This window comes from Saccharopolyspora elongata, from assembly GCF_004348985.1.
In the GTDB taxonomy this organism is placed as follows: Bacteria; Actinomycetota; Actinomycetes; order Mycobacteriales; family Pseudonocardiaceae; genus Saccharopolyspora; species Saccharopolyspora elongata.
The window spans coordinates 1-20,441 of record NZ_SMKW01000115.1 but is presented as its reverse complement, the minus strand read 5'-3'; the positions used below and the strand labels follow the sequence as shown (position 1 = coordinate 20,441).

General features: G+C 64.6%; 20 protein-coding genes and 2 pseudogenes. 9 read left to right on the top strand and 13 right to left on the bottom strand.

Going from position 1 to position 20,441, the window contains the following annotated elements; translation table 11 throughout:
* Positions 1 to 181: 181 nt before the first annotated feature.
* A pseudogene (locus tag E1288_RS42550) lies at positions 182 to 356 on the top strand (ISL3 family transposase); the annotation flags it as partial.
* 181 nt (positions 357 to 537) lie between these two features.
* Here the strand turns inward: E1288_RS42550 and E1288_RS47590 are convergent.
* From E1288_RS47590 to E1288_RS42540, 3 genes are all read right to left on the bottom strand, one after another.
* Positions 538 to 753 (bottom strand): hypothetical protein, encoded by a 216-nt coding sequence (locus E1288_RS47590; protein WP_165968561.1) that lies wholly within the window; start codon positions 751 to 753, stop codon positions 538 to 540.
* Between the two features lie 533 nt (positions 754 to 1,286).
* Entirely contained in the window at positions 1,287 to 3,062 is a 1,776-nt protein-coding gene (locus tag E1288_RS42545; RefSeq protein WP_132494475.1) for a transglycosylase domain-containing protein, read from the bottom strand.
* A 235-nt stretch (positions 3,063 to 3,297) separates the two neighbouring features.
* Positions 3,298 to 3,480, bottom strand: coding sequence for a hypothetical protein (locus tag E1288_RS42540; protein ID WP_132494474.1), 183 nt, complete (start codon positions 3,478 to 3,480; stop codon positions 3,298 to 3,300).
* A 373-nt stretch (positions 3,481 to 3,853) separates the two neighbouring features.
* On the opposite strand from E1288_RS42540, the gene E1288_RS42535 reads away from it, so the two are divergent.
* From E1288_RS42535 to E1288_RS42520, 4 genes are all read left to right on the top strand, one after another.
* Complete coding sequence (locus E1288_RS42535) at positions 3,854 to 4,231, top strand: transposase family protein (RefSeq protein WP_165968562.1); 378 nt, start codon at positions 3,854 to 3,856, stop codon at positions 4,229 to 4,231.
* Positions 4,232 to 5,077: 846 nt separating this feature from the next.
* Entirely contained in the window at positions 5,078 to 5,728 is a 651-nt protein-coding gene (locus E1288_RS42530; RefSeq protein ID WP_132494470.1) for a VOC family protein, read from the top strand.
* Positions 5,725 to 5,973 carry a hypothetical protein gene (locus E1288_RS42525; RefSeq protein ID WP_132494468.1) on the top strand — a complete coding sequence of 83 codons (249 nt, stop codon included), beginning with the start codon at positions 5,725 to 5,727 and terminating at the stop codon, positions 5,971 to 5,973. The genes E1288_RS42530 and E1288_RS42525 overlap by 4 nt, the downstream gene beginning before the upstream one ends.
* A 17-nt stretch (positions 5,974 to 5,990) precedes the next feature.
* The gene (locus E1288_RS42520) at positions 5,991 to 7,226 is read left to right on the top strand and encodes an alpha/beta fold hydrolase (RefSeq protein WP_132494479.1); all 1,236 of its coding nucleotides are present in this window, start codon (positions 5,991 to 5,993) and stop codon (positions 7,224 to 7,226) included.
* Between the two features lie 114 nt (positions 7,227 to 7,340).
* On the opposite strand, the gene E1288_RS42515 is transcribed toward E1288_RS42520, so the two are convergent.
* Positions 7,341 to 8,567, bottom strand: coding sequence for a cytochrome P450 family protein (locus E1288_RS42515; RefSeq protein WP_235884204.1), 1,227 nt, complete (start codon positions 8,565 to 8,567; stop codon positions 7,341 to 7,343).
* Between the two features lie 391 nt (positions 8,568 to 8,958).
* Positions 8,959 to 9,792 (bottom strand): SDR family NAD(P)-dependent oxidoreductase, encoded by an 834-nt coding sequence (locus E1288_RS42510; protein WP_207954875.1) that lies wholly within the window; start codon positions 9,790 to 9,792, stop codon positions 8,959 to 8,961.
* 355 nt (positions 9,793 to 10,147) lie between these two features.
* Here E1288_RS42510 and E1288_RS50615 point away from each other — a divergent pair.
* A pseudogene (locus E1288_RS50615) lies at positions 10,148 to 10,267 on the top strand (transposase); the annotation flags it as partial.
* 147 nt (positions 10,268 to 10,414) lie between these two features.
* Here the strand turns inward: E1288_RS50615 and E1288_RS42500 are convergent.
* Genes E1288_RS42500 through E1288_RS42485 form a run of 4 tightly spaced genes read right to left on the bottom strand, consistent with a single transcriptional unit; the run spans position 10,415 to position 14,647 of the window.
* Positions 10,415 to 11,782: an NAD(P)/FAD-dependent oxidoreductase gene (locus E1288_RS42500; protein WP_132494462.1), complete on the bottom strand. Its 1,368-nt coding sequence runs from the start codon at positions 11,780 to 11,782 to the stop codon at positions 10,415 to 10,417.
* Complete coding sequence (locus tag E1288_RS42495; protein WP_132494460.1) at positions 11,779 to 12,783, bottom strand: terpene synthase family protein; 1,005 nt, start codon at positions 12,781 to 12,783, stop codon at positions 11,779 to 11,781. The genes E1288_RS42500 and E1288_RS42495 overlap by 4 nt, the downstream gene beginning before the upstream one ends.
* Before the next feature lie 2 nt (positions 12,784 to 12,785).
* Positions 12,786 to 14,159, bottom strand: a complete 1,374-nt coding sequence (locus tag E1288_RS42490; RefSeq protein ID WP_132494458.1) for a protoporphyrinogen/coproporphyrinogen oxidase — start codon at positions 14,157 to 14,159, stop codon at positions 12,786 to 12,788.
* Positions 14,159 to 14,647 (bottom strand): ester cyclase, encoded by a 489-nt coding sequence (locus E1288_RS42485; RefSeq protein WP_132494456.1) that lies wholly within the window; start codon positions 14,645 to 14,647, stop codon positions 14,159 to 14,161. Before E1288_RS42485 ends, E1288_RS42490 begins: the two co-directional genes overlap by 1 nt.
* 130 nt (positions 14,648 to 14,777) lie before the next feature.
* Between E1288_RS42485 and E1288_RS42480 the strand changes: the two genes are divergently transcribed.
* The 3 genes from E1288_RS42480 to E1288_RS42470 are packed head-to-tail and all read left to right on the top strand — an operon-like array spanning position 14,778 to position 15,934.
* On the top strand, positions 14,778 to 15,056 hold the full coding sequence (locus E1288_RS42480; RefSeq protein WP_132494454.1) for a helix-turn-helix domain-containing protein: 279 nt from the start codon (positions 14,778 to 14,780) through the stop codon (positions 15,054 to 15,056).
* A gap of 7 nt (positions 15,057 to 15,063) precedes the next feature.
* Entirely contained in the window at positions 15,064 to 15,486 is a 423-nt protein-coding gene (locus E1288_RS42475; protein WP_132494452.1) for a winged helix-turn-helix domain-containing protein, read from the top strand.
* Entirely contained in the window at positions 15,434 to 15,934 is a 501-nt protein-coding gene (locus tag E1288_RS42470; protein ID WP_235884203.1) for a transposase, read from the top strand. The genes E1288_RS42475 and E1288_RS42470 overlap by 53 nt, the downstream gene beginning before the upstream one ends.
* Positions 15,935 to 16,869: 935 nt before the next feature.
* Here E1288_RS42470 and E1288_RS48370 read toward each other — a convergent pair.
* The 4 genes from E1288_RS48370 to E1288_RS50610 form a co-directional block, all read right to left on the bottom strand.
* Positions 16,870 to 17,199 carry a hypothetical protein gene (locus tag E1288_RS48370; protein ID WP_207954874.1) on the bottom strand — a complete coding sequence of 110 codons (330 nt, stop codon included), beginning with the start codon at positions 17,197 to 17,199 and terminating at the stop codon, positions 16,870 to 16,872.
* A 366-nt stretch (positions 17,200 to 17,565) separates the two neighbouring features.
* The gene (locus E1288_RS42455; RefSeq protein ID WP_132494446.1) at positions 17,566 to 18,702 is read right to left on the bottom strand and encodes a sensor histidine kinase; all 1,137 of its coding nucleotides are present in this window, start codon (positions 18,700 to 18,702) and stop codon (positions 17,566 to 17,568) included.
* On the bottom strand, positions 18,699 to 19,355 hold the full coding sequence (locus E1288_RS42450) for a response regulator transcription factor (protein WP_132494444.1): 657 nt from the start codon (positions 19,353 to 19,355) through the stop codon (positions 18,699 to 18,701). Before E1288_RS42450 ends, E1288_RS42455 begins: the two co-directional genes overlap by 4 nt.
* A 212-nt stretch (positions 19,356 to 19,567) precedes the next feature.
* Entirely contained in the window at positions 19,568 to 20,272 is a 705-nt protein-coding gene (locus E1288_RS50610; protein WP_408014315.1) for an AMP-binding protein, read from the bottom strand.
* Between the last annotated feature and the right edge of the window lie 169 nt (positions 20,273 to 20,441).

The following is a 20,441-nucleotide window of genomic DNA, read 5'->3' as shown; positions in this document are numbered from 1 at the left end:
AGGCTGCTGAGCCGGCTTGCCGGGCCTGTCGGATGAAGTGGACACGTCTATCAGGATCTCCGATCCCGCCCTCGCTCCGGCACCCGGCACTCACACCAGGTGTCTCATCTCATCCTGACAAAGAGGGGTCGAGGTCCCTGATGAAGGAGGTTCTCACGCCACCCATCCAGAAGACCTCGACTTGTCTGACGCTACCTTCGCCTGCCCTGACCTGAGCACGTTCTGCCGACTCGACGAGCTCGGCCTAGTCGTGACCAGCCGAATGACTCGAGCCCGGTCGTGTCGTGCTCGCCTGCCGGGTCCTCGAGCCTGACCAGTGGTGGTGCCGCCGCTGCGGCTGCGAAGGCGTTGCCCGTCGGGTCGCGGAGTTGCAGCCGCTGGTCTCCTCGGACAAGCAACACACCGGACCTCGGCGGGATCCCAGCGCTGCGATCGCGCGGTCGCCAGGACGTCGGGGCGGCCTTGCGCAGGTAGGGAATCCGCATCCGCCGCAGGATGCGGTCCAGTTCCTCGGTCAGCTCGGGTGCTTGGGGCCGCTCATGATCCGAACCCTTCCCAGCCGGAGGCGCCTGGTTGGGCGGAATGGTTCTCGTCGACGGCCACGACTTCTCCGACCAGGGCGGCGGTGGCCAGGTGGTCCGGGATCGAAGCCAGGTCGTCCTCGCCGAACCGGCCGGCGATCGCCGCCAGCCCCAACGCCTTGTCGACCTCGGCCGCGCCGATGACCGCGGCGAGTTCGATCGCGCGGGTCATCTTCGCCCGGATCCGTGTCACACCGGTCGCGCCGGCCTCCACCCGCCAGCGGCGTGCACTCTCACTCAGGCCGAGGAACGCGATCTCCCCTGAGAGTCCTCGCCCATCTCCTCGCTCTTGTCCAGGGGCGGGTCGATCAGCCGGGCTCGCCGGGACCGCTGGAACGGGGCCCGACCACTGTCACGGAGGGTGAAATATCGGTGACGGGCTTCTCGTCTACCCCGACCAGTTGTGCTGCGGAGTGAGCGCAATGTGTTCGGTCGAACGCTTCCAAGATCTCCATGATTTCCCCGTCAGACTTACTCAAGGGATCCCTCCGGGACGGCCAGGCACTGTGATCAACATCCAGAGCCAACCCCGACCGCAGGGATCCCGCTTGTTTATGACTGTTCAGGTACTTCTCCGGAGATCTGCTATCTGCCGACCCGGAGACTTGGCGTCCACCTACCCGGACTGCACTGTCCGCCTGCCCGGATTTTTTCGTGTCCGCTGGCACTGTCCAACCGGTACCTACATACAAGTCGGAACCTCACTCAGGGCCCGCCTGGTCGCGAGTGAGGCTGCTGCCGCGCCGTCCGGACATCCTGGTCGCTCATGAAGACTTTCCAGATCCCGGAGGCGGCGGCGCTGCCGTCGAGCGGCTGGCCGTCCGGGCCGAAGAGGCCCTGGGCCTTGTTCTCGTCGTCGGAGGCGCTGAGGGCAACGGAAGTGGCGAGCTGCGGCGTGTAGCCATTCGCCCAGGCGGTCATCGAGTAGTAGCGTCCGGTATCGACCACGGGCGGCTGCGTTCCGCTCGGAGCCGGTCGTGCTGTCTCTGGCCAGAGAGTACTGGTGAAGGTGCGCGCCAAGCTTTTCGATTTCTCGGGGTCGGTAGCAAAGGCCGGTTGCGGTTCCGATTCGAAGGAGGCGACCTCGCGGCCGTCCTTGTCGACGATGGCGTCGAGAAACCGCGGCCGACGTTCTTGGCCGTCAGCGGCGAACGTCGCGTAGGCGTGTGCCATGTCCGTTGCGCTAACCGGGTATTCGCCCGCGAGCATGCGATTGAGCGAGTCACCGGAAGGTTCAGCGAAGTCAAGTCCCCCCGCGATGCGGCTAGAAAAACCCAGTCGCAGAGCGGTGTCCCGGATGGAAGCGAGAACCTTGCCGGAGCTTTGTTCGCCGAGGCCCGTTGCGGTCCTGCACTCCGGCTCCGTGCACGAGTGGAGGGCGCCAGCTGCATCCCGGATCGTTGCGAGCCGGACGACGGGCTGGAACGCCGATCCGGGATACTGCGGCGCGTCCGCCCAGTCGTAGCCACCGACGGCCGCGGCACCGCTGTGGTACGCGCGCACCGCCCCCGTGCTCGGTTCGACCGCGACCAGTGCTGCGTGCAGATTCGGGAAGCCGCTATGGGTCGCTGCCGAGACGGCGGCCTCGGCCGCCTGCTGGGCGGCGGGGTCGATCGTGGTGATGATCGTGTACCCGTTGCGCTGGAGCACGTCCTCGGTGAAACCTGCGCGCTCGGCTTCCTCCAACACCTGTTGCCTGACGTGGTAGACGGATCCGGTGAGTTCCTCGCCCTTCCAGGCGAAGCGATTCCTGGTTTCCGGCAGCCGCATCCGTGCGCTTTCTTCCGCACTGACCAAGCCATGCTCACGCATCTGTCCTGCGACGTAGTCCCACCGTGCTCGCCCCTGCTCCGGGTTGTAGGCGGGATCGTTCATGGTCGGCCGCTGAACCATCCCTGCCAGCAGCGCCGACTCGCTGGCATCGAGGTCCCGGGGGAGCTTGCCGAAGTACGCCTCGGCCGCAGCATGGATACCGTACGCGCCGCGCCCGTAGTATGCGGTGTTCAGGTATGCCTTGAGGATTTCGTCCTTGGGCAGCTCGTTGGTCACCTTGAACGCGAGCACTATCTCCTTGAACTTCCGGAAGTAGCTGTGTTCGTCGGCTCCGGTGGCGAGCTTGATGTACTGCTGCGTGAGCGTCGACCCGCCGCCCACACCTCCGGTGACCTGCGCCCAAGCCGCCCGCAGAATCCCGGTCAAGTCGAAGCCGCGGTTCTGGTAAAAGGAGATGTCCTCTGCTGCGAGAGTGGCGTCGCGCATCTCCTGCGACACCTCACCACGCAGGTCGCCGACCAAGATCCGATTACCGGAAGACGGCACGATCCGAGTCATCTCGGTGCGGTCGGAAAACGTGATCGAGACGGACTGATCCGTCTTGCGCGCGATCTCCTGCGGATCTGGGAGGGGCCACATCCAGTAACCGATTCCGAAGGCAGCGGCTCCGCCCAACACCACTAGGAAGGTGGCGGCGATTGCGCCCACGCGAACCACGCGCCACGCCCTACTCCGTTTCCCGCGTCTGCCAGATCTCCCCCGTGACCGCTTGGAACTAGCTCGCCCTTCCACCTCGTCGCGCACGCGACCCTCCTATTGCCAACTACCTTTGCCTGGCCGCGCCGCAGCGCTCCTGATGTACGTGTCCCCTGGGATGCCCGGCAGCTGCGCCGTTCTAGCCGTAACCCATCATGGCCGAGGATCGTCACGAAAGCGCCATTCGCTAAACGAAACTGCCCCTTCCGTTCTCCCACTCTGCCTCTCCGCGCTCACGAACGCGCAAGATCTTCTTTTCTTCACACAAGATCTTGTTTTCACGGCGCAGTTGGGCCAACTCCCCCGGCGGCCGCCCGGCACGCACCTGCTCCACCATCTGACGACGGAACTCATACGGATAGTTCGGCACTGCGTTGACTCCTTCCCAGGGACCGAACGTCCGGACAGATCAGGTGTCCACCAACCGGGCAAAACCTCACCTCAGCGACAGGCGGCCGGTGGTCACCACCATCTGCACCGCCTCGGCTTGAACTGGGGACCGAACTTCCGGCGCTCCTCCGGCACGGACACGTCCTTTCAACCGAGATGCTCTCTCCAAGATCTGGTACGCCCCCATTCCTTGGGCGCGGTAGGCAGGGAGTGTGCAAGATTGATCTGAGGCAGCGGGGTTCTCTGACCAGGCGGGACACAGGACGAGGGTGCGACTTTGATGAGAGATCATCGGGGTGTTGAGTCCATGATGGTCTACCCGCAATGCCCGCGGCCTGCGGTAGCGGCTGCCGTTGCCGCTGGCCCTGGCGGTGGCCGCCGGGGCCAAGACGTTCTTCGAGGTCGTCGAGTACGCCGCGGATCTGCCGGTCTGTCTCGTGGTCGAGCTCGGGGTGTGTTCGTGGTCGGGCACCCCGTCGGGCTGGACCTTCGCGCGGGTGCTGGCCGGGGTCGATCATGGCGAGCTCGATCAGGCGTTGTCCGGCTGGATGCTGCAGGGCAGCGAGCCGGCGGAGGCGGTCGCTGTCGATGGCGAGACGATGCGGGCCGCGGTCACCGGGCGGGAAGAGATGCCGCAAACGCAGGTGGTGGCCGCGATGACCTCCCGCAGCGAGGTTGTTGGCCAGGCTGCCGGTCAAAGGCGACCGCCCTGGGTACGCATCAGCAGCTGAAAACCCTGCTCTGGAACAACGCGCGTCTGGATACCCGTGATCGCACCCGCGGGCATGGCTGGGCCGAGATCAGCAGCGTGAAATTCCTTACCCTGGAAGACAATCTGCGATCAGAGCTACTCCGGGCCCGGCAGGCCGTCCGGATCCGCCGCTGGCGCCGACCGAAAGGCAAACCCGCCAGCATCGAAGCGGTGCACTACCTGACCAACCTGCCACCGTCCGACACCACCCGGATGACCTGGCCAGACTGGTTCAGGGGCACTAGGGCCGGGGCGCGACCCCACCTGGTCCGTGACGTCGCCTTCAACGAAGACCATCACCGCGCACGCATCGGCAACGCACCGCAGAACCTCGCCTCTTACGCAACACCGCGATCACCCTGCACCGCCAGAACGGAGTGACCGGCATCCAACCCGCCCTGCACGCCGGCAACCACAGACCCGAACGACTTCTGAACCTACTACCCGAAAAGGCCCAAAACCAGACGGGTCAACTTTGCACAAACCCTGGCAGGCCGAGGGAGCAACGACGCCCCGGTTCGGACTGATCATTGCTAGATCATCGGTCCTACATGGGAGTTGCTCTGTGTCTGTTCACCCTCGGGCCAGCCTGCGCCGTGGACCGGTGGCTTGCCGACTCGACGTTGGGGATCTTGACGACGTTTGTACCGCCCGGACTGCTCGATGACGTGCGGGCAGGCACGGGTCGGCGCGAGCGGCGGCGGGCGTTTCGTGCTCGCGCGTTGCCTGCCACCGGTTTCAGCGTTAACGTCGAACCATTGACTCAATCGTTGAATCGAGCGTAAGGTCCAGGATGCCCGCACGCGCGACGTCGAGGAGGCGGCCAATGACAGAGCCGGACCACCGAGTGCAGGGGGTCGACCATGTCGCTTTCCCGACGTTCGACCCGGCAGCCACAGTGCGCTTCTACCGCGACGTGCTCGGCTTCCCGGTCGTGCACTCGATCTGCGCGGCGGGCTGGGGTCCGGAAAACCACCCCGACTTCATCCACTTCTTCTTCGACATCGGCAACAACGACCGAATCGCGTTCTTCTACTACTTCGGCACCGGCGCGGAGATCGGCGGCCCCGCCGGAGCGAAGGGCGACGCGTACGCCCGCTTCGGCGAAGAGGTCCCGGAATTCTTCGTGCGCTCGCGGCACCTGGCTATCCACGTCGAGAACGAGGAAGACCTGCTGGAGTACCGACGCCGGCTCGACGCGAGCGACTGGCCCGTGGAAATGCAGATCCAGCACGAGACCATCGAGTCGATCTACACCCACGACCCGAACGGCTACATGTTCGAGATCACCAGGGCGCTGCGTCCGGTGACGCCACAGGAGGACCTCGACGCGAACCTCACCATCGACGCACTGCTCGACGTCGTCGGCGACCCGGAGCCGACGTTCGGCAAACTGCTGCTCCGCAAGGCGGAGCTGATCGTCGAACGCGCGGCGAACTGGAAGCAAGCACGCTACCGGCAAGAGGCCGGGCGATGACGACGCTCTACGTCCTCGACGTGCCTGAGAACACCGCACTGGCCGAGGTCGCCGCCGAGGATCCCGAGGTGACCATCGGGCGGATCGGCCCGTACTTCGAGATATACGCGGCTGGCCCGATCGTCATCGACCGGCGCGCCACCGGCTGCCGGCACGCGGTCTGGTACTCCGCCATCGGGGGTGTGGCCCGCAACAGCCGCATCACCCAGCACGACAAGAACGCGTTGCGAGTGGAGCCAGCGTGAGCGACGGCGCGCCACCGATGCGGCTCGGCGCCGGCCGCCACGTCGCCATCGAGGAACGGCCAGCAGCCACGGTCACCTCCGTGCACAGGCTGACCACCTCCGACGGAGCCACAGTGCATGGCGTGCTGGCCACGGTGCCCAGTGCACGCACGGTCGTATGCCTGATGCACCCGCGCCAGGACGTCACGCACCACCCGCTGGTACCGCTGCTGCTGCGCGCCGGAGCGGCCGTCTGGACCCAGCAGACCCGGTCGGTCAACAACGATCTCACCCTCCTGCACGAGCAGGCGCTGCTCGACGTCGCGGCCGGACAGGTGTTCCTGCGCGAGCAGGGTTTCGAGTCCATCGTCACGCTCGGCCACTCCGGCGGCGGCACACTGTTCGCGTTCTACCTCGAACAGGCCGCGCACTCCCCCGGCGCGCGTATCGCAACCACTCCCGGCGGCCGGCCGGTCGAGCTCGCCGAAGCCACGATGCCTCTCGTGGACGGAGCGATATTTCTCGCTCCGCACCCCGGCCAGGGGCAGCTGTTGCTCGCGTGCATCGACCCGTCCGTCGCCGACGAGTGCGACCCACTATCCGCAGTCCCCGAGCTCGACCCGTTCCACCCGGCGAACGGGTTCGCCGAGCCGCCGACGAGCTCCACGTACAGCGAGGAGTTCCTCCGCCGATACCGCGCCGCCCAACGCGCTCGCGTAGCCCGGATCGACGCCGTCGCCCGCGAACACCTCACCCGCACAGCGGAAGCCCGCTCGGCCTTCAAGACCAGCGCGCGCGCCGTGGACCGGCGCCGCGCACTGGCGCCCCGCATCATCACCGTGTTCCGCACCGACGCCGATCCGCGCACCGTGGACCTCTCACTCGACCCGAACGAGCGCCCGTACGGCTCCCTGTTCGGCAGGCGACCCGATCTGATCAACTACGGGCAGGTCGGGTTCGGCCGCCTCACCACCCCCGAGGCGTGGCTGTCGACCTGGTCCGGACTGAGCTCGAACGCCGAATTCGTCCGCTGCGCGCCCCAGATCACCGCCCCCACCCTGTTCATCGAGCTCACCGGCGATCAAGCAGCCTTCCCCAGCGACTCCCGCCACATGATCGACGCGCTCGGCACCGACGACCTCACCACAGCCACGGTTCGCGGCCTGCACTTCGGCCGCCCCATCAACCCCGGTGACCCCACCGGCACCGCACTCGCCGCAGCCGAGATCACCGCATGGCTTGACCAGCGCTTCCCGCTCGCACCGCCGCGCTAACCTCGAAGCACTTCACTCCTGATGAGAATCCATCACGGCATGCCGGGCAAGCTCACCTTGAAGAGCCGCCCGGCAAGCAACCTCTAAACCGCGCCCGGCGGCAGTTCTCGCGTCTCAGCGTTCCGCAGGCACCCGAGGCCGGAGATTCACCGGCAGCGACTGGAAGCCACAGCCGATGAACGAGGTGTGAGGGATCAGCTCGTCCGGCGGAACAGCAAGTTCAAGGTCGGGAAAACAGGTGAACAAGCGCTCGAGCGCGATGGCTCCCTCGAGCCGGGCCAACGGCGCTCCGACGCAGTAGTGCACGCCGTACCCGAAGGCCAGATGATCCTTCTCGCTGCGCGTCAAATCGAACTCGTGCGCGTCGACGTGCCAGCTCGGGTCTCGTCCTGGCGCGCCGAAGGCCAAGAGGATCGCATCACCCTGCTTGATCGTCACGCCTTCCAGGTCGAAGTCCTCGACAGCGAACCGCAACGGCAAATGCATGACAGGACCGTCCCTGCGCAAGGACTCCTCGACCACGTCATCCCACCCGACCTCACCACTAACAGCGAGCCGACGTTGAACCGGATCCACCGCCAGCGCGCGTGCGGCGTTGGCAATGTGGTTGGAGGTGGTGTCGATGCCCGCACCGAGCATCGTGATAAGGGTGTGGATGAGGACTTCGTCGGTCATCGACTGATCGGACGCCTGCCCCTCCACCAGATCGGTAGCCAGATCCTGCCCGGGAAAAACCCGCTTGACGGCGAGAAGTTCCGTCGCGCACGAGACCATCTCGTTGAACGCCGCCCCGGCTTCGTCAGGCGTGGCCGCGGTGTTGGTGAACCTGGGCAAGCCCGACGAGAACCTGGCGCGCAACGAGTCCGGCACACCGAACAGATCCCACATCACCTCAGCGGGCACCTGTGCAGCGAAGCGCTCGCGAAGGCAGATCGGTGTTCCCGCGTCAGCGTCCATGTCGTCGATCAACCGGTCGACGATCTCCTCGATGCGCGGGCGGAGCAGTTCGAGCCGCCGCCGGCCGAAGGTACCGCTGAGCGGCTTACGGAGTCGTCGATGGTCCTCACCATAAGCGGTAATCAGCGACTTCAGCTGCACAAACGCGTTCAACGGCCAATCAGGCGGAACCGTCGCCATCGCCGACCAGTGCCGTCGCGGGTCTCGCGACACCCGTGGGTCACCAGCGAGCCTCTTGATCAGTTCGGGGCGCGTGACCGACCACGCCCGGACCTCACCGGGCAGAAGAACCAACGCCGCCGGACCATTCTCACGCAGCCGGGCGACTTCCCCGTGCACATTACGACCGGTGGGATCGAGTTCCACCATAGATACTTCAGCCACAGCGGGCCTCCTTGCGACGACAGCCGGTAACGAAAGCAGCAGTGATTCTCGCCTTCAGATGTGGCATATCTCGAAAGATAGAAACCATCAGGCGCAAGGCCAACGCCATGACGCTCCGTCTGCACCAACGTGCCGATCATCCTGCGCGACCCGTCATTCACGGTAACGCGAGCTCGGGGGCCTCCGAAATTCCGGATATCAGAACCCCTGCGACAGCATGACGATCGCCGCCTCCCCGGCTCCCTCGGGGACCAAATGTCGAATGCGGGCAGCGGCGGCGTGGTGAACGGCATGCGAAGAACGAGTCCGCGGATCGCCAGGAACGATCACGTCGAGGTGCGCGGCGGCGACCAACAGCGACTAGGCGTCCGCGTTTCCTACGTTAGGCGGTTCAGTCCAGCTCGTCGGGTACGGCCGCCCTAGCCAGGTCACGCATGTCGGGCACAAATGGTTGTTGTGCCAGCATGCCGTTGTCCGCTCGGACGTGTTCGCCGTTGATGGCACCGGCGTCATCCGAGGCGAGAAAGCAATAGAGTTTGGCCAACCGTTCCGGACCGTTGAGCTCAGGCGCAACGACGTGCCTGCGGTAGATGCCCATCATCACCGCGGGCAGTCGCAACGCAGGAGGCGTAATGGTGACGCCAGGGCACACCGCGTTGCACCGGACGCCCTCCTGGCCATATTGCGTGGCGGTGTACGCGGTCAACGCCAAGATGGCCGCCTTGGTCGCGCCGTACGCGGTAAGGCCGCTGTCACCGGCGAACGCGTGCGTGGACGCGGTGTTGACGATCGCTCCACCGACCTCGCGCAGGTGCGGAAGCGCATATTTCGTGGCCAGCATCGTGCCGCGCAAGTTGACCGCCATCACGTCGTCCCACACATCTACCGACATGGACGCGAGATCGCCGTCACCGACCGGGAAGATCCCCGCCACGTTGATCAGCACATGCAACCCACCGAACGCACCGACCGCGGTGGCCACCAACTGCTCGACCTGGTTCTCGGAACGGACGTCGGTAGCGACGGCGAGCGCGGTGCCAGGACCGTGCTTCTCGTTCAACATGGCCGCAAGCCTTTCCACGTTCTCAATCGTGCGGCTCGCGACCACGACCCGCGCGCCACACGACGCCAACTCGGCCGCCGCGGCACCTCCGATGTTCACTCCGCCCGGTTCCACACTAGTCGCCCCGGTGATGATGGCCACCTTGCCGCCGAACGAACTCACGCCGACCTCCGAAGGACCTCCGCGCCTGCGATCAGGGACACTACACGGACGCCAGGCGCACCGCATGAACGCTTATCGGCACTGCTCGCACGACTTCACAATGCTGCCCGTTCGCCTCCTCAATCCGACGACACATCAACGGATAACCGTGCAATGGAGTACGGCCCACTCGGAGAACTCGTCCGGATACTCGCATAGTCCATAGTAGACAAGAATTCTCCAATAGATCGTCAAGTCGTGCGAGAGATGGGACTGTCTAGACCTTTGTGCGTGGGGCGGTGATCCGACAAGCTGAAGCATCTGCTTCAGCTGGAAAAGGTCACCGTGACGGACAACGACGCGGCAGCTTCTGTAGCCTCTGGTCACCGCGCAGAAGTGCGTGGTGAACCTGGCGCGCTCCAACCTGCGCTACGCCTCCCGGACGCACTGGAGTGCGATCACCAAGGCACTGGCGACGGTCTACACCGCGCCCACGGGTTAGAAAGCTGACATCAGCGCGATCCTCGCGGACCATGCGCGCCGTGTCGATGTTGATCGCTAGACCGCGCCGTACGAGCGCAACCCTTCTTGCGAGCCGCATAACGGATGTCCTCCTAGCGAGGCATCCCTTCCGTTGTGCGACTTAATGTTCTGCACCAGCGAGAGGCTGCTCCGACAGCAGCGCATTGCGAGCGGCTTTGCCGGACCGGTGTCGCAGCACGCGTAGTACGATCGACGGGCGGCCCAGCGTCGTGGGCGGATCCACCATGTGAAGGACCCGGAGGAACTGCTGATACACAACATCATCGTGCGGCATCACGCGCATGAGCCTGCGCAGATAGCTGAGACCTGCTCGGATCGGCAGCGGTGCGCGATGTCGTTGCCAGCCCCAGTCGGATGAGGTCGCTAGCAGCCATGGCCACCGCGTCCGGCGGGCCAGTACGCGCTGGAACCGTCTGGTAGCACCGATCGGGATTCCACGCGGAGGGCATTCCCGCAGGAACTCACGCAAGTCAGTCGCCTCGAAGGCGCTCACTGTCAAACCCTGCCCGTAAACCGGGTTGAACATACATACGGCGTCTCCGACCGCGATCAACCCATCGGGCCAGCGACGCAACCGATGACAAGCCAGTCTGCGGTTCTCGGTGCGCGAGTATCGCCGGATCGATGATGCCGGGCTCATCCGCGCGACCAGGTCGGCCACGGGCACGCGCAACTTTCTGAGGTACTCCGCAAACGCCTCCTCGTCGTGGGGGGGTTTACTGTCCTCGATGCCTTGAAGGGTGAGGAGCATCCGACCTCCTTCCACCCTGGACACGAAGCCTCCCCGTCGCACGTCCGGAGCCTGGAGGAACTCGGCGAGCCCAGTCCACTCTGGCCATACATCGGACGGGTTGTCGTAGAGCCTTGACGCGTATCCCACTCCCACATTGAGTACGGCCTCCCTGGGTCGGCCGAATCCCGCCTGCTCCAACCACTCCGCAAGATGCGAAGACCGGCCGCTCGCGTCCACAACAAGACCCGCGGGCAACGTCCTTTCGCCATCGGCGTCGCGGAAAACGACACCGGTGACGGCACGTTCGTCGGCTCTCAGACCAAGCACGGCGCATCCATCCGCGAGCGCGACACCCGGCAGCGCGAGCACCCTTTCCCGCAGCGACGACTCGAACAGCGACCGGGTGAACGACTGGACGATCAGGCCAGTCTGCGGTCTTGACGCCCAACCGTCGGCAAACCTGACGGCGACCTGCGCACCAAAGTCGAAGGTCGGTGCTCCCGCGTCACTCAGCTCGTCGCGGAAGCCTGGGAATAGCTCCTCCACCAGCTCGCCACCCCGAGCGCTGAGGGCGTGTAAGTGATGGGACTGCGGTATGCCGGCACGGTGATCCTTACCTGTCAGACGATCACGTTCAAGCAGGAGCACGGAGGAGAACCTCTCGCTCAACACCCGCGCTGCCAGCAGTCCAGACACGCCAGCACCAATCACCACCGCTTGACTGAAGTCCCTCATGACGTTGGCCTTTCCTCCAAGTCGAGAAACGCTTCTCCAGACGCAGGGCCGGTGCGGTACCGCGCGCTCTCCCGGCACCAGTCAAGCTCGCCGCGCACGATATGTTCCAGTGCTCGGACATGCCGGGATACCGCGATCCGCTCGCCCTGCGGCAACGACATCCTTTCCAGTCGCGTGCGGAGCTCGACGAAACGAACGACATCGTTGCGGAAGAGATCGACCGCCTTGGCGAACGCCTCGGAAAGCTCGTTGCTGTACTTCCGCTGGAGTACGAAGACGATGTTGTGGGTTTCGCCGGCGGCGATCTCCTTGTTCAACGAGTACAAGTCGTTGATGAGGAACATCATCCTGCCCGTGGTGCGGATTAGATCGGCATAGGTGTCTGTGTTGCGTATGCATTGCGGCACCGCGATGCCTTCGGCAACCTCGATCAGGTCTACAAGAACCAGCCAAGCGAAGGTGTCCAGCCGCAGGTCGATGTAGGCGTCCAGTAGCGGCACTTTCTGGTCCACCCGCATCGACACCTCGAGCGCGACTCCTCTGGCGAAAACGAGGAGATGGTCGGCAAGACGTTCGCTGAGCAGGGGGTCGACCTCGCGAAAGCCCTGGTGCCACAGCTCGTCCAGCGCGTGCCACAGTGGTTCATGTGAGCCCGGCGAACCGCTGCTGCGGAGAACTCGAGCAAGCTGGTCAGCAGCCTGGTGCGCCCGGTCGGGTGCCAGGCCCAGTCGATGAGGGTCGAAGTGGTCGTCGTAGACGAACATCCAGACGATGAGGCGTCCGATGAGATTGAGCTCTGAACACCCAGCCTGGGGATACACGGAAGCGATCAGGTCGCTGAAGCGAGCGGCTCGCACGCGCCGCGCGACAGCCCCGTCGCCGACGACACTCGTTTCGTTCAGCCAGGCGGTGAGGTTGGCGTCGAGTACTGCCGCGTGCGGACTGCGCGCCGGCGAAAATGGAACGCCTATGCGTTGCGCTGCCAGATCGAATGCTGGCACGGCTACCTCACTCTCGCCGGAATCGGGGTGCTGAGTACGCGTCCGATTCGTTGCGCGGCGCGCATACCTGAGGCGGCACTGTGATTGGTCGTCGAGTGCGCGAGGAAGTCGCCGCCAGCGAGCTGGACTCTGCTTTCTGCCGGACGTGCCGCGCTGAGCCCCTTCAACGCTCGGTAGTCACCGGGACGGCGGACCACGATACCCTGAGGAACGCGGCAGACGCGGAGCAGTTCGGCGTGACTCTCAAGCTCAGGGAGCACCCCTAGGTGTCGCGCTCCGGCCAGGGCTGCGGCCGCCAGAAACTCATCGTCGGAGTCGAGGTGTGACGCCGACCAGTTGCCGCGGAAGTGGGCCATGGCGAGACCACGTCCCGCGGCCACGCGTCCTTCCGCCATGTTGTGCGGCAACACGAATCCGCACATGTCCGGATGCTCCTTGCGTGGGAAGTCGAGAACGACCTCTTTGGCCGAAGTAGGCCGGTCCAGCCCGAATGCGATGTGGATACTCGCGGCGTACCGCAGCGATTCGAACGCCGTTCTCTCGATTTCTTGAAGCTGGGGGTAGATCCCGTGGACGAGCGGCGGCGGCACCGCGATCACACATGCTTCCGCTCGGACGGTTGTCGTTGCGTTGTCACGACACCAGGTCACCTCGACCTCTCCCGCACGCTCCTCTACAGACAGGACAGTCGCCTCGTGCTCGACCACCACGTGCTCGGCGAGCGCCTGGGGAAGAAAGCCGACCCCGGCCGTCGAGGTGAAGAACCCCCCTCCCCCGAGCAGGCTGCGCAGGATCATGAAGGGCCCGATGCTCGACGTGACTTCGGCGTCCTCCAACGAGGCGAGGATGCACAGCAGATCGAGCGCGTAGTCCACGGTCGCGTTACTGATGCCCCGCCGGGCCGCGTACTCGGAGACCGAATAGCGATCCTGCGTGGACATCGACGACATGTCCTCCCAGCTGAGCGAGGGCCGCAGTCGGGCGTAGTCGACCAGGAGTCGAACCGCGTCGGTCGGTGGCACCAGCTTTAGCAGGCCTGCTGCCATACGCGACAAGGACTTGACGTTGATCCGTTGGACGCGTCCCTGTTTCACGACACCGACCAGGCTCGACGACCGGAGCGGCCGAGCGTTCACCGCTGCCGCGAGTCGGAGGAGATGCTGATACCGATAGGACAGCAGAGAAGCTGCGAGGTCGACGGGAAAGCCGCCGTGGTCCACGTTCGCCATGCGTCCCCCGACCTCGTCTCTGGTCGAGCTCTCCAGTACCGTGACGCGATATCCTTCGCGCTGCAGGAGAAAGGCCGCGGTGAGGCCGGCGATGCCAGCGCCCACCACCACGGCGTTGCAGTCCGAGCATGCGGAGGTTTCCCGCATCAGATCACCTTTCCCGTGAGGCCCAGTTGACCGAGGAGACTCATGGAGTCGTAGTACTCGAACTCGCGGTAGATCAGACCGGAACGCACTTCGATGATGTTGGCCATCAGGAGTGAGATCGTCCGGCCGGTCGCGGGCACTCCATGCAGTGGGCCGGTGTTGGTGCCATGCACGACGACCTCGGCGAGCGAGCGTCCGTCACCGGCATCGTTGATGTGCCGGATGTCGAAACTCATGTCGGGAAAGGCCTCTGTGTACGTGCGCGCCACCTCAACACCTGCCTCAGCGCCGTGCCGCTCAGCGCCGCTTGCGTTGTGGTAGACGTACTCGTCATGGTAGAGCGCACGGAGCTCATCGAAGTCGTGCTTGGCCACCACGTCGAGCAACTTCCGGTGCAGCTCTGTACTCGTGATCAGCCCAACCCCGCGGGCACGCGGCACAAAAGAGGACGTCATTGCGGAGAACTCGGGCAAAATGGTTTCTGACATGCTGCCGCTCCGATCACCTGAGGAGGCGGTCTGCTGGAAGTCGGATCGCCGCAAGGATAACCACGGTTTGGACCGCAACGATCCGGATCGTTCCACGCTGCGGAACACCAGTTATTGATGGGTAACTCAAATGTGGGTGGTCGTTGGTTATGGCGTGAAGGTGACGGTGGTTGATGTCAAGCGGCTTTCGCCTGTCTCTCAAAAGGATTTGCGGCGGCGGGCGGTCGCGGCGGTCGAGTCCGGGCGGACGCAAGCTGAGGTCGCGGAGATCTTCGGTGTGGGGCTGCGGTCGGTGTCGCGTTGGGTGAATACGTTTCGTGCCAACGGGAATAAAAGTCTGGATGCGTGGAAACGTGGCCGGCGTCCCGAGGAACAGAAGGCGCTGACCGCGCGGCAGCAGGCCCGGTGAAGCGAGGGTGGTGCACAAGTTTCCCGATCAGCTGGCGCTGCCGGGGCTGGTGTGGGCCCGGGGGCAGGTCACGGAGCTGGTCGAGCGCTGGTTCGGTATCCAGCTCTCGCGGGTCACGATCGGTAAGTACCTGCGCTCGTGGGGTCTGTCGCCGCAGAAACCGATCCGGGCCGCCTACGAGAGATACCCGGAAGCGGCGGCTCGCTGGGTGGAACAGGACTATCCCGCGATCTCCGCCCGCTCCCGCAAAGAGCAGGCGATGATCCTGTGGCTGGACCAGACCAGGCTGCGTTCGGATGCGGCGGTGACGGCCACCTGGGCGCCGGGGGACCACCCCGGCGGTCCCCCGCACCGGTGTGCGGTTCGGCGTCAACGCCATGTCCGCGATCAGCAACAAGGGCGAGCTGTACTTCACCGTGTTCACCGGTAGGTTCAACGCGAGCATCAGGATCGGCTTCCTCAAACGGCTCATCCGCCAGCTCGACCGCAAGATCCACCTCATCGCAGACCGTCACCCCGTGCACCGGGCGAGACTGCTCACAGACTGGCTGGCCCGCCACCACGACCGGATCGAGATGCATTTCCTGGCCGGATACTGCCCCGAACTCAACCCCGTCGAACTGCTCAACGGAGACGTCAAACATCACGTAACCGCAACGCCAAGCCTTCGCACCAAGTCCGAGCTGGCCGCAGCGACACGCACCCACCTGCGCCGCCGCCAGAACCAGCCCGACCACGTACGCGCCTTGTTCAACAAGGAAGAAGTCCGCTACAGCCCCGGTACTGGTTTCCCACTGCGGACGCATGCGAACAGGGATACCAGTGGCTCGTCAAGCCAGAACCGGACCAAGCGGACCGGCCGCACGAATGCAGGCTGAATAAGGGGTCTGGGGTTTACGAGCTGTGGCGACGTCGGTGACGACTCGTCGCTAACCGAGCGGCCCGGGTTAACATGTGTCCACTGCTAGCGGGTGACCGGCCGACCATCAGTGAGCTGGAGGAGTTGCGTCGGTTGCGGAAGGAGAACGCGGACCTCGAGCGTACCAGCGAGATTCTCAAGGCAGCGAGTGCTTTTTCGCGTCGAGATCGACCGACCCGGCGACGGTCATGAAGCTGGTTGAGCAGCTGCGTCCACTTCGGGGTCGATCCCATTCTCCGGGTGATCGGTGTGGCGCCGTGGACGTTCTACGGCTGGTCAGGTCGGCGGCCCAGCCGCCGGACCGCCAGTGTGCTGATGAGGAACTGCCGAGATCGTGGACGTCCACACCATTTCTGATGACACCCACGGCAGTCCCCGGGTGCACGAGGCCCTGCGCCGGCAGGGTCCGGACCTGCCCGCAAGCGGGTGGAGCGGCTGATACGGCAGGCCAGCCTCGGAGCCACGAGCGCTGTGGTGGATCCGTTGCGGATCGCCGACCACTCCGAGGCATGCTCACCACGGACCTCGGCGAACATCCGCACAGTCCGCTCACGCAACTCCGGCGGGTACTTCTTCGAACGCGACATGACTCCACCCTTCCCAACAGGTGAAGTCTCCGGACACACCGGGGCGGCTCACAGGAGGTCGACCCCGTGCCGAGCGTGGAACGAGCAGGCCCGCCGACGGCAGAGAGAACCTGGCTGAATAAGTCGACGTCGTCCAGACCGAGTTCCCGGCGGTAAGTGATGCAGCGGGAATCGGGCCGCTGGGAACCCACACGCAGCCCCCCGCTCGGACGGCTTGGCGGCAGAGTTTTAGTCAGCGCCGAACAACGGCCGATCTCGGTGAACCGCTCGCTCCTCACGGGGGTCGCTGGTCCGGCCCAGACCGTCGTCACGCTGTGCTGCTTGGGCGGCGAACCTTCTTCGCCTTGCCGAACCTGACCTGGCATAACCCGTACTCGCCGAACTTGTGTCCGGCGGCGTTGCTGCCGAAGTCGACGGCGTCGAGCAGCCGGGTTTCGTTGCGGCGCAGGCCGTAGCCGTAGCCGTAGCCGTAGCCGATCTTGAACAGTGTCGGGTCCCGGAAAGCGGGCAACCAGCGCTTGCGGCCGAGCGCACGGATGCAGGCCGCCCGGTCATCGCAGTGCGCGAAAAACCCGTGCAGCTCCTTCTTAGTGAAGGCGCGTATCTTCGCGTCTGCCTCGTTGCCCTGGACGTGCACGGTGATGTACCACTCTTCATGATTCTGGATCGTGTGTGTGTCGAGACGCTACGTCGCCGACCATTCGTCAGGCCTGATGCTCCTATAGATCGTCAAGTGGTGTGAGCGAGGTCGGCGGGGCTGTTGGTTGGCTGGCAGAGGATTGTGTAGATGCTGAACCCAGCAACGTCGCGGCCGGCGGCGGACATGCCCCATCGGGTTCCGACCTCAGCACCGGCGTGTCCTACCTGCCCGGGCCTGGAGGCATACCTCGCCGACTTGAACCGCAACCGAGAGCGCGTCGCTGCCATGCCCCACCGCGATCGTCTGGCCAGCGACAGTTCAACCAGCGGCTGCACTGGGTCAGGCCCGTCCGCAGGAGCTGTGTCATGCCGCTGGCAAGCGAACCCGGACGACGAGCCCGCCCTCGTCACGTGGCTGAGCAGTGACGGAGCCGCCATGTGCTTCGGAGATCGCCCGTACCACCGAGAGGCCGAGGCCACTGCCCGGAGGTGGGTCCGCCCTGTTGAAGCACGAGCGCTTAAACGGTTCGAACAACTGGTCAGACCGGGTGGTGTCGATGTGGGTACCGCCGTTCGCGATCTCTAGCACAGACTCGGTCGGCGTGCCGACAGTGCGTACGGACACCCATCCGCCGGGTGCATTGTGGACGAAGGCATTGTCGATGAGGTTGCGGATCAGTTGCTCGAGGAGTGCGGCGTCACCACGGACCTTGGCCACGTCGAGTTCCGATGTGGGCTCGATTTGCTCGTCGTTACGGGCGATTCGCTCGTGCAGGATGCCGTCAGTGAGATCAGCCAGGTTGACGGTGTCTCTTCCTTCGATGGTTTCGGCGTTCTGCGCCAACGCGAACAGGCCGGTGAGTACGCGCTGTTGATGGTCCAGGCTGGCGAGGATTTTGCGGCCCAACTCAATGGTCCCGGTTCCGGCGTCAGGTCGCGTCATCGCCACCTCGGTGACCGCTTGCTGCGTCGCTACGGGGGTTTTCAGCTCGTGTGCGGCGTTCGCGAGGAATCTGCGCTGGCTGACGAACGACCGTTCCAGCCGCGCCAGCATGTGGTCGAAGGCATCGGCGAGTTCCTTGATCTCGTCCTTGGGCCCTGAAAGGCAAATGCGCGTACTCAACTCCTGGTCAGCCGCCCGCTGAGCCGCGCTCGTGATGGACCGGATCGGGAGCAGCGCACGCCGGGCCGTCAACCACCCGAGAACTGCGGCCACCGCCATGACGACCACCAGGGCGACGACACCGTTTCCGAGTACGGAAGAATAGGTCACGGTGCCGCTAACGTCGACGAGTTCCGGCTCTCCTGGGTCAGCTGGCGCCGTCACCGGACGATCGGGGGCGGGAACCGCTGACGACGAGTAAGGAACCGAGGATCCAGTACCGACCGGGGTTACCGGCTGCGCCATCAACAGGATCAGTCCGAGCATTATCGCGCCTGTGACCGCTGTCAGCACCACATACGCGATCGTCAGCTTGATTCGCAGCGGCCAGCGTTTCACGGGATCCGGTACCCAACACCGGGAACGGTCTCAACAGGCGGGGGGTCGCCCAGCTTGCGCCGTAGCGATACCATGGTTACGCGCACGACGTTGGTAAAGGGATCGATGTTCTCGTCCCATGCCGTCTCCAATAGTTTCTCGGCCGAAACGACCGCACCATCCCCACGAAGCAACTCTTCAAGGACAGCGAATTCCTTTTTGGTCAAGGAAACCGAGCGATCGTAACGCGTGACCCGGTGCCGTGCCGGGTCCAAGGCGATGCCTGCCCGTTGCAGTATCGGCGGTACCGCCGGCCGGCTTCGCCGTCCCAGCGAGCGAACCCTAGCGACGAGTTCGGCAAAGGCGAACGGTTTCGGCAGATAGTCATCCGCACCGAGTTCGAGGCCAGCGACTCGGTCGGTGACTTCGGACGCAGCGGTAAGCAGCAGGATTCGTGTCTCGCGACGCTCCGCAATAAGCGAGCGGCATACTTCGTCGCCATGCACCAACGGTAGTCCGCGGTCGAGTACAACTACGTCGTAGTCGGTGCTGACGCATCGCTCAAGCGCAGCGGCACCATCGTAGACGACGTCCACGGCGAGTCCGTTGTCACGCAAACCCTCACCCACCGCGTCCGCCATCATTCTCTCATCCTCGGCCACGAGTACACGCATAGCACTCCATATACCACAAAGTGTGCTCTTTGCGAGCGAAAAGTACATACGGGCAACAGAATCCGCACTTTAAGCCGTAAAGAAACGATAAAGCGCTACCTGACGCTCCACAAACACCAGATGAGGCAGACTAGCGCTCGTTCCGATGGACATTCGGAGCGACCCACAACACATTCGGAGACTTTCAGATGAAGGCAATTCGAATCGTGCAGTCACTCACGGTGGCCAGCCTGGCCGTTGCCGGTCTCGTCACTACGTCGGCAGGGGCTTTTGCCGAAGGCACTACTGAGAGCAGCACGCTTCCGGCCCCGCCTATGACCTGCATCCCGGTCGGCGTTCCGACACCGGGCGTGCCCGCGCTGCCGACCCTGCCCATCCGTGGCCTCCCCAGTGACGCGCCGGGTGTTCCGGGCAACCCCATCAACTGCGAGCCTGCTGGAGCGCCAGGAATTCCGGCCCCGCCGGACCATGGACCGGGCCAGCCCTCGCCGGAGGTATGACGCGCGGATAGGTGAGTTGTTGCTGGCGGGCCGGCCTGTCAGCAACAACTCATCCAGCTCATAGAGCAAGCTGGTCCGCCAAGCCAAATCACACACGCCTGGGCAGACAATCCGATGCCTGGCAGACCGATGATGAAAGCCAGGCCTCGTTCGGCGCATATGGCCGACTGTCGTTCCTGGCCGTACTCCCCGCTCGATCAGACGGTGAGCCACACAGTTGCCGACGGCCTCGAGATCCCGGTACGTGATCTTATGATCGTTGTGAATAACCGCGATTTTGTCGGGATATTTGGCTGCGGCGTGCTCGAACCGATGGTGGATGCACGCCGCTGTCTGCGGGAGGGAGTTCGGCCGCGTCGTGACGAGAGCCGAGGGCGCGGTGTCCGGATCGGCAGTGGCTGAGGCCAGGATCCGCATGTAGTTGTTGAGCAGTTGCTGGGCAGCATGCCCTGTCGACGCCTGTCCGTGTGGCCCCATCAGGGCGATCAAAAGTGCACGGAGTTCTATCTAGGTCTGTTGCTGGTCCTGTACCTAGGCAAGCCTGTAGCTCCCCGGTCCTGCAAACGAGGAGCGTGTGACGATGAGA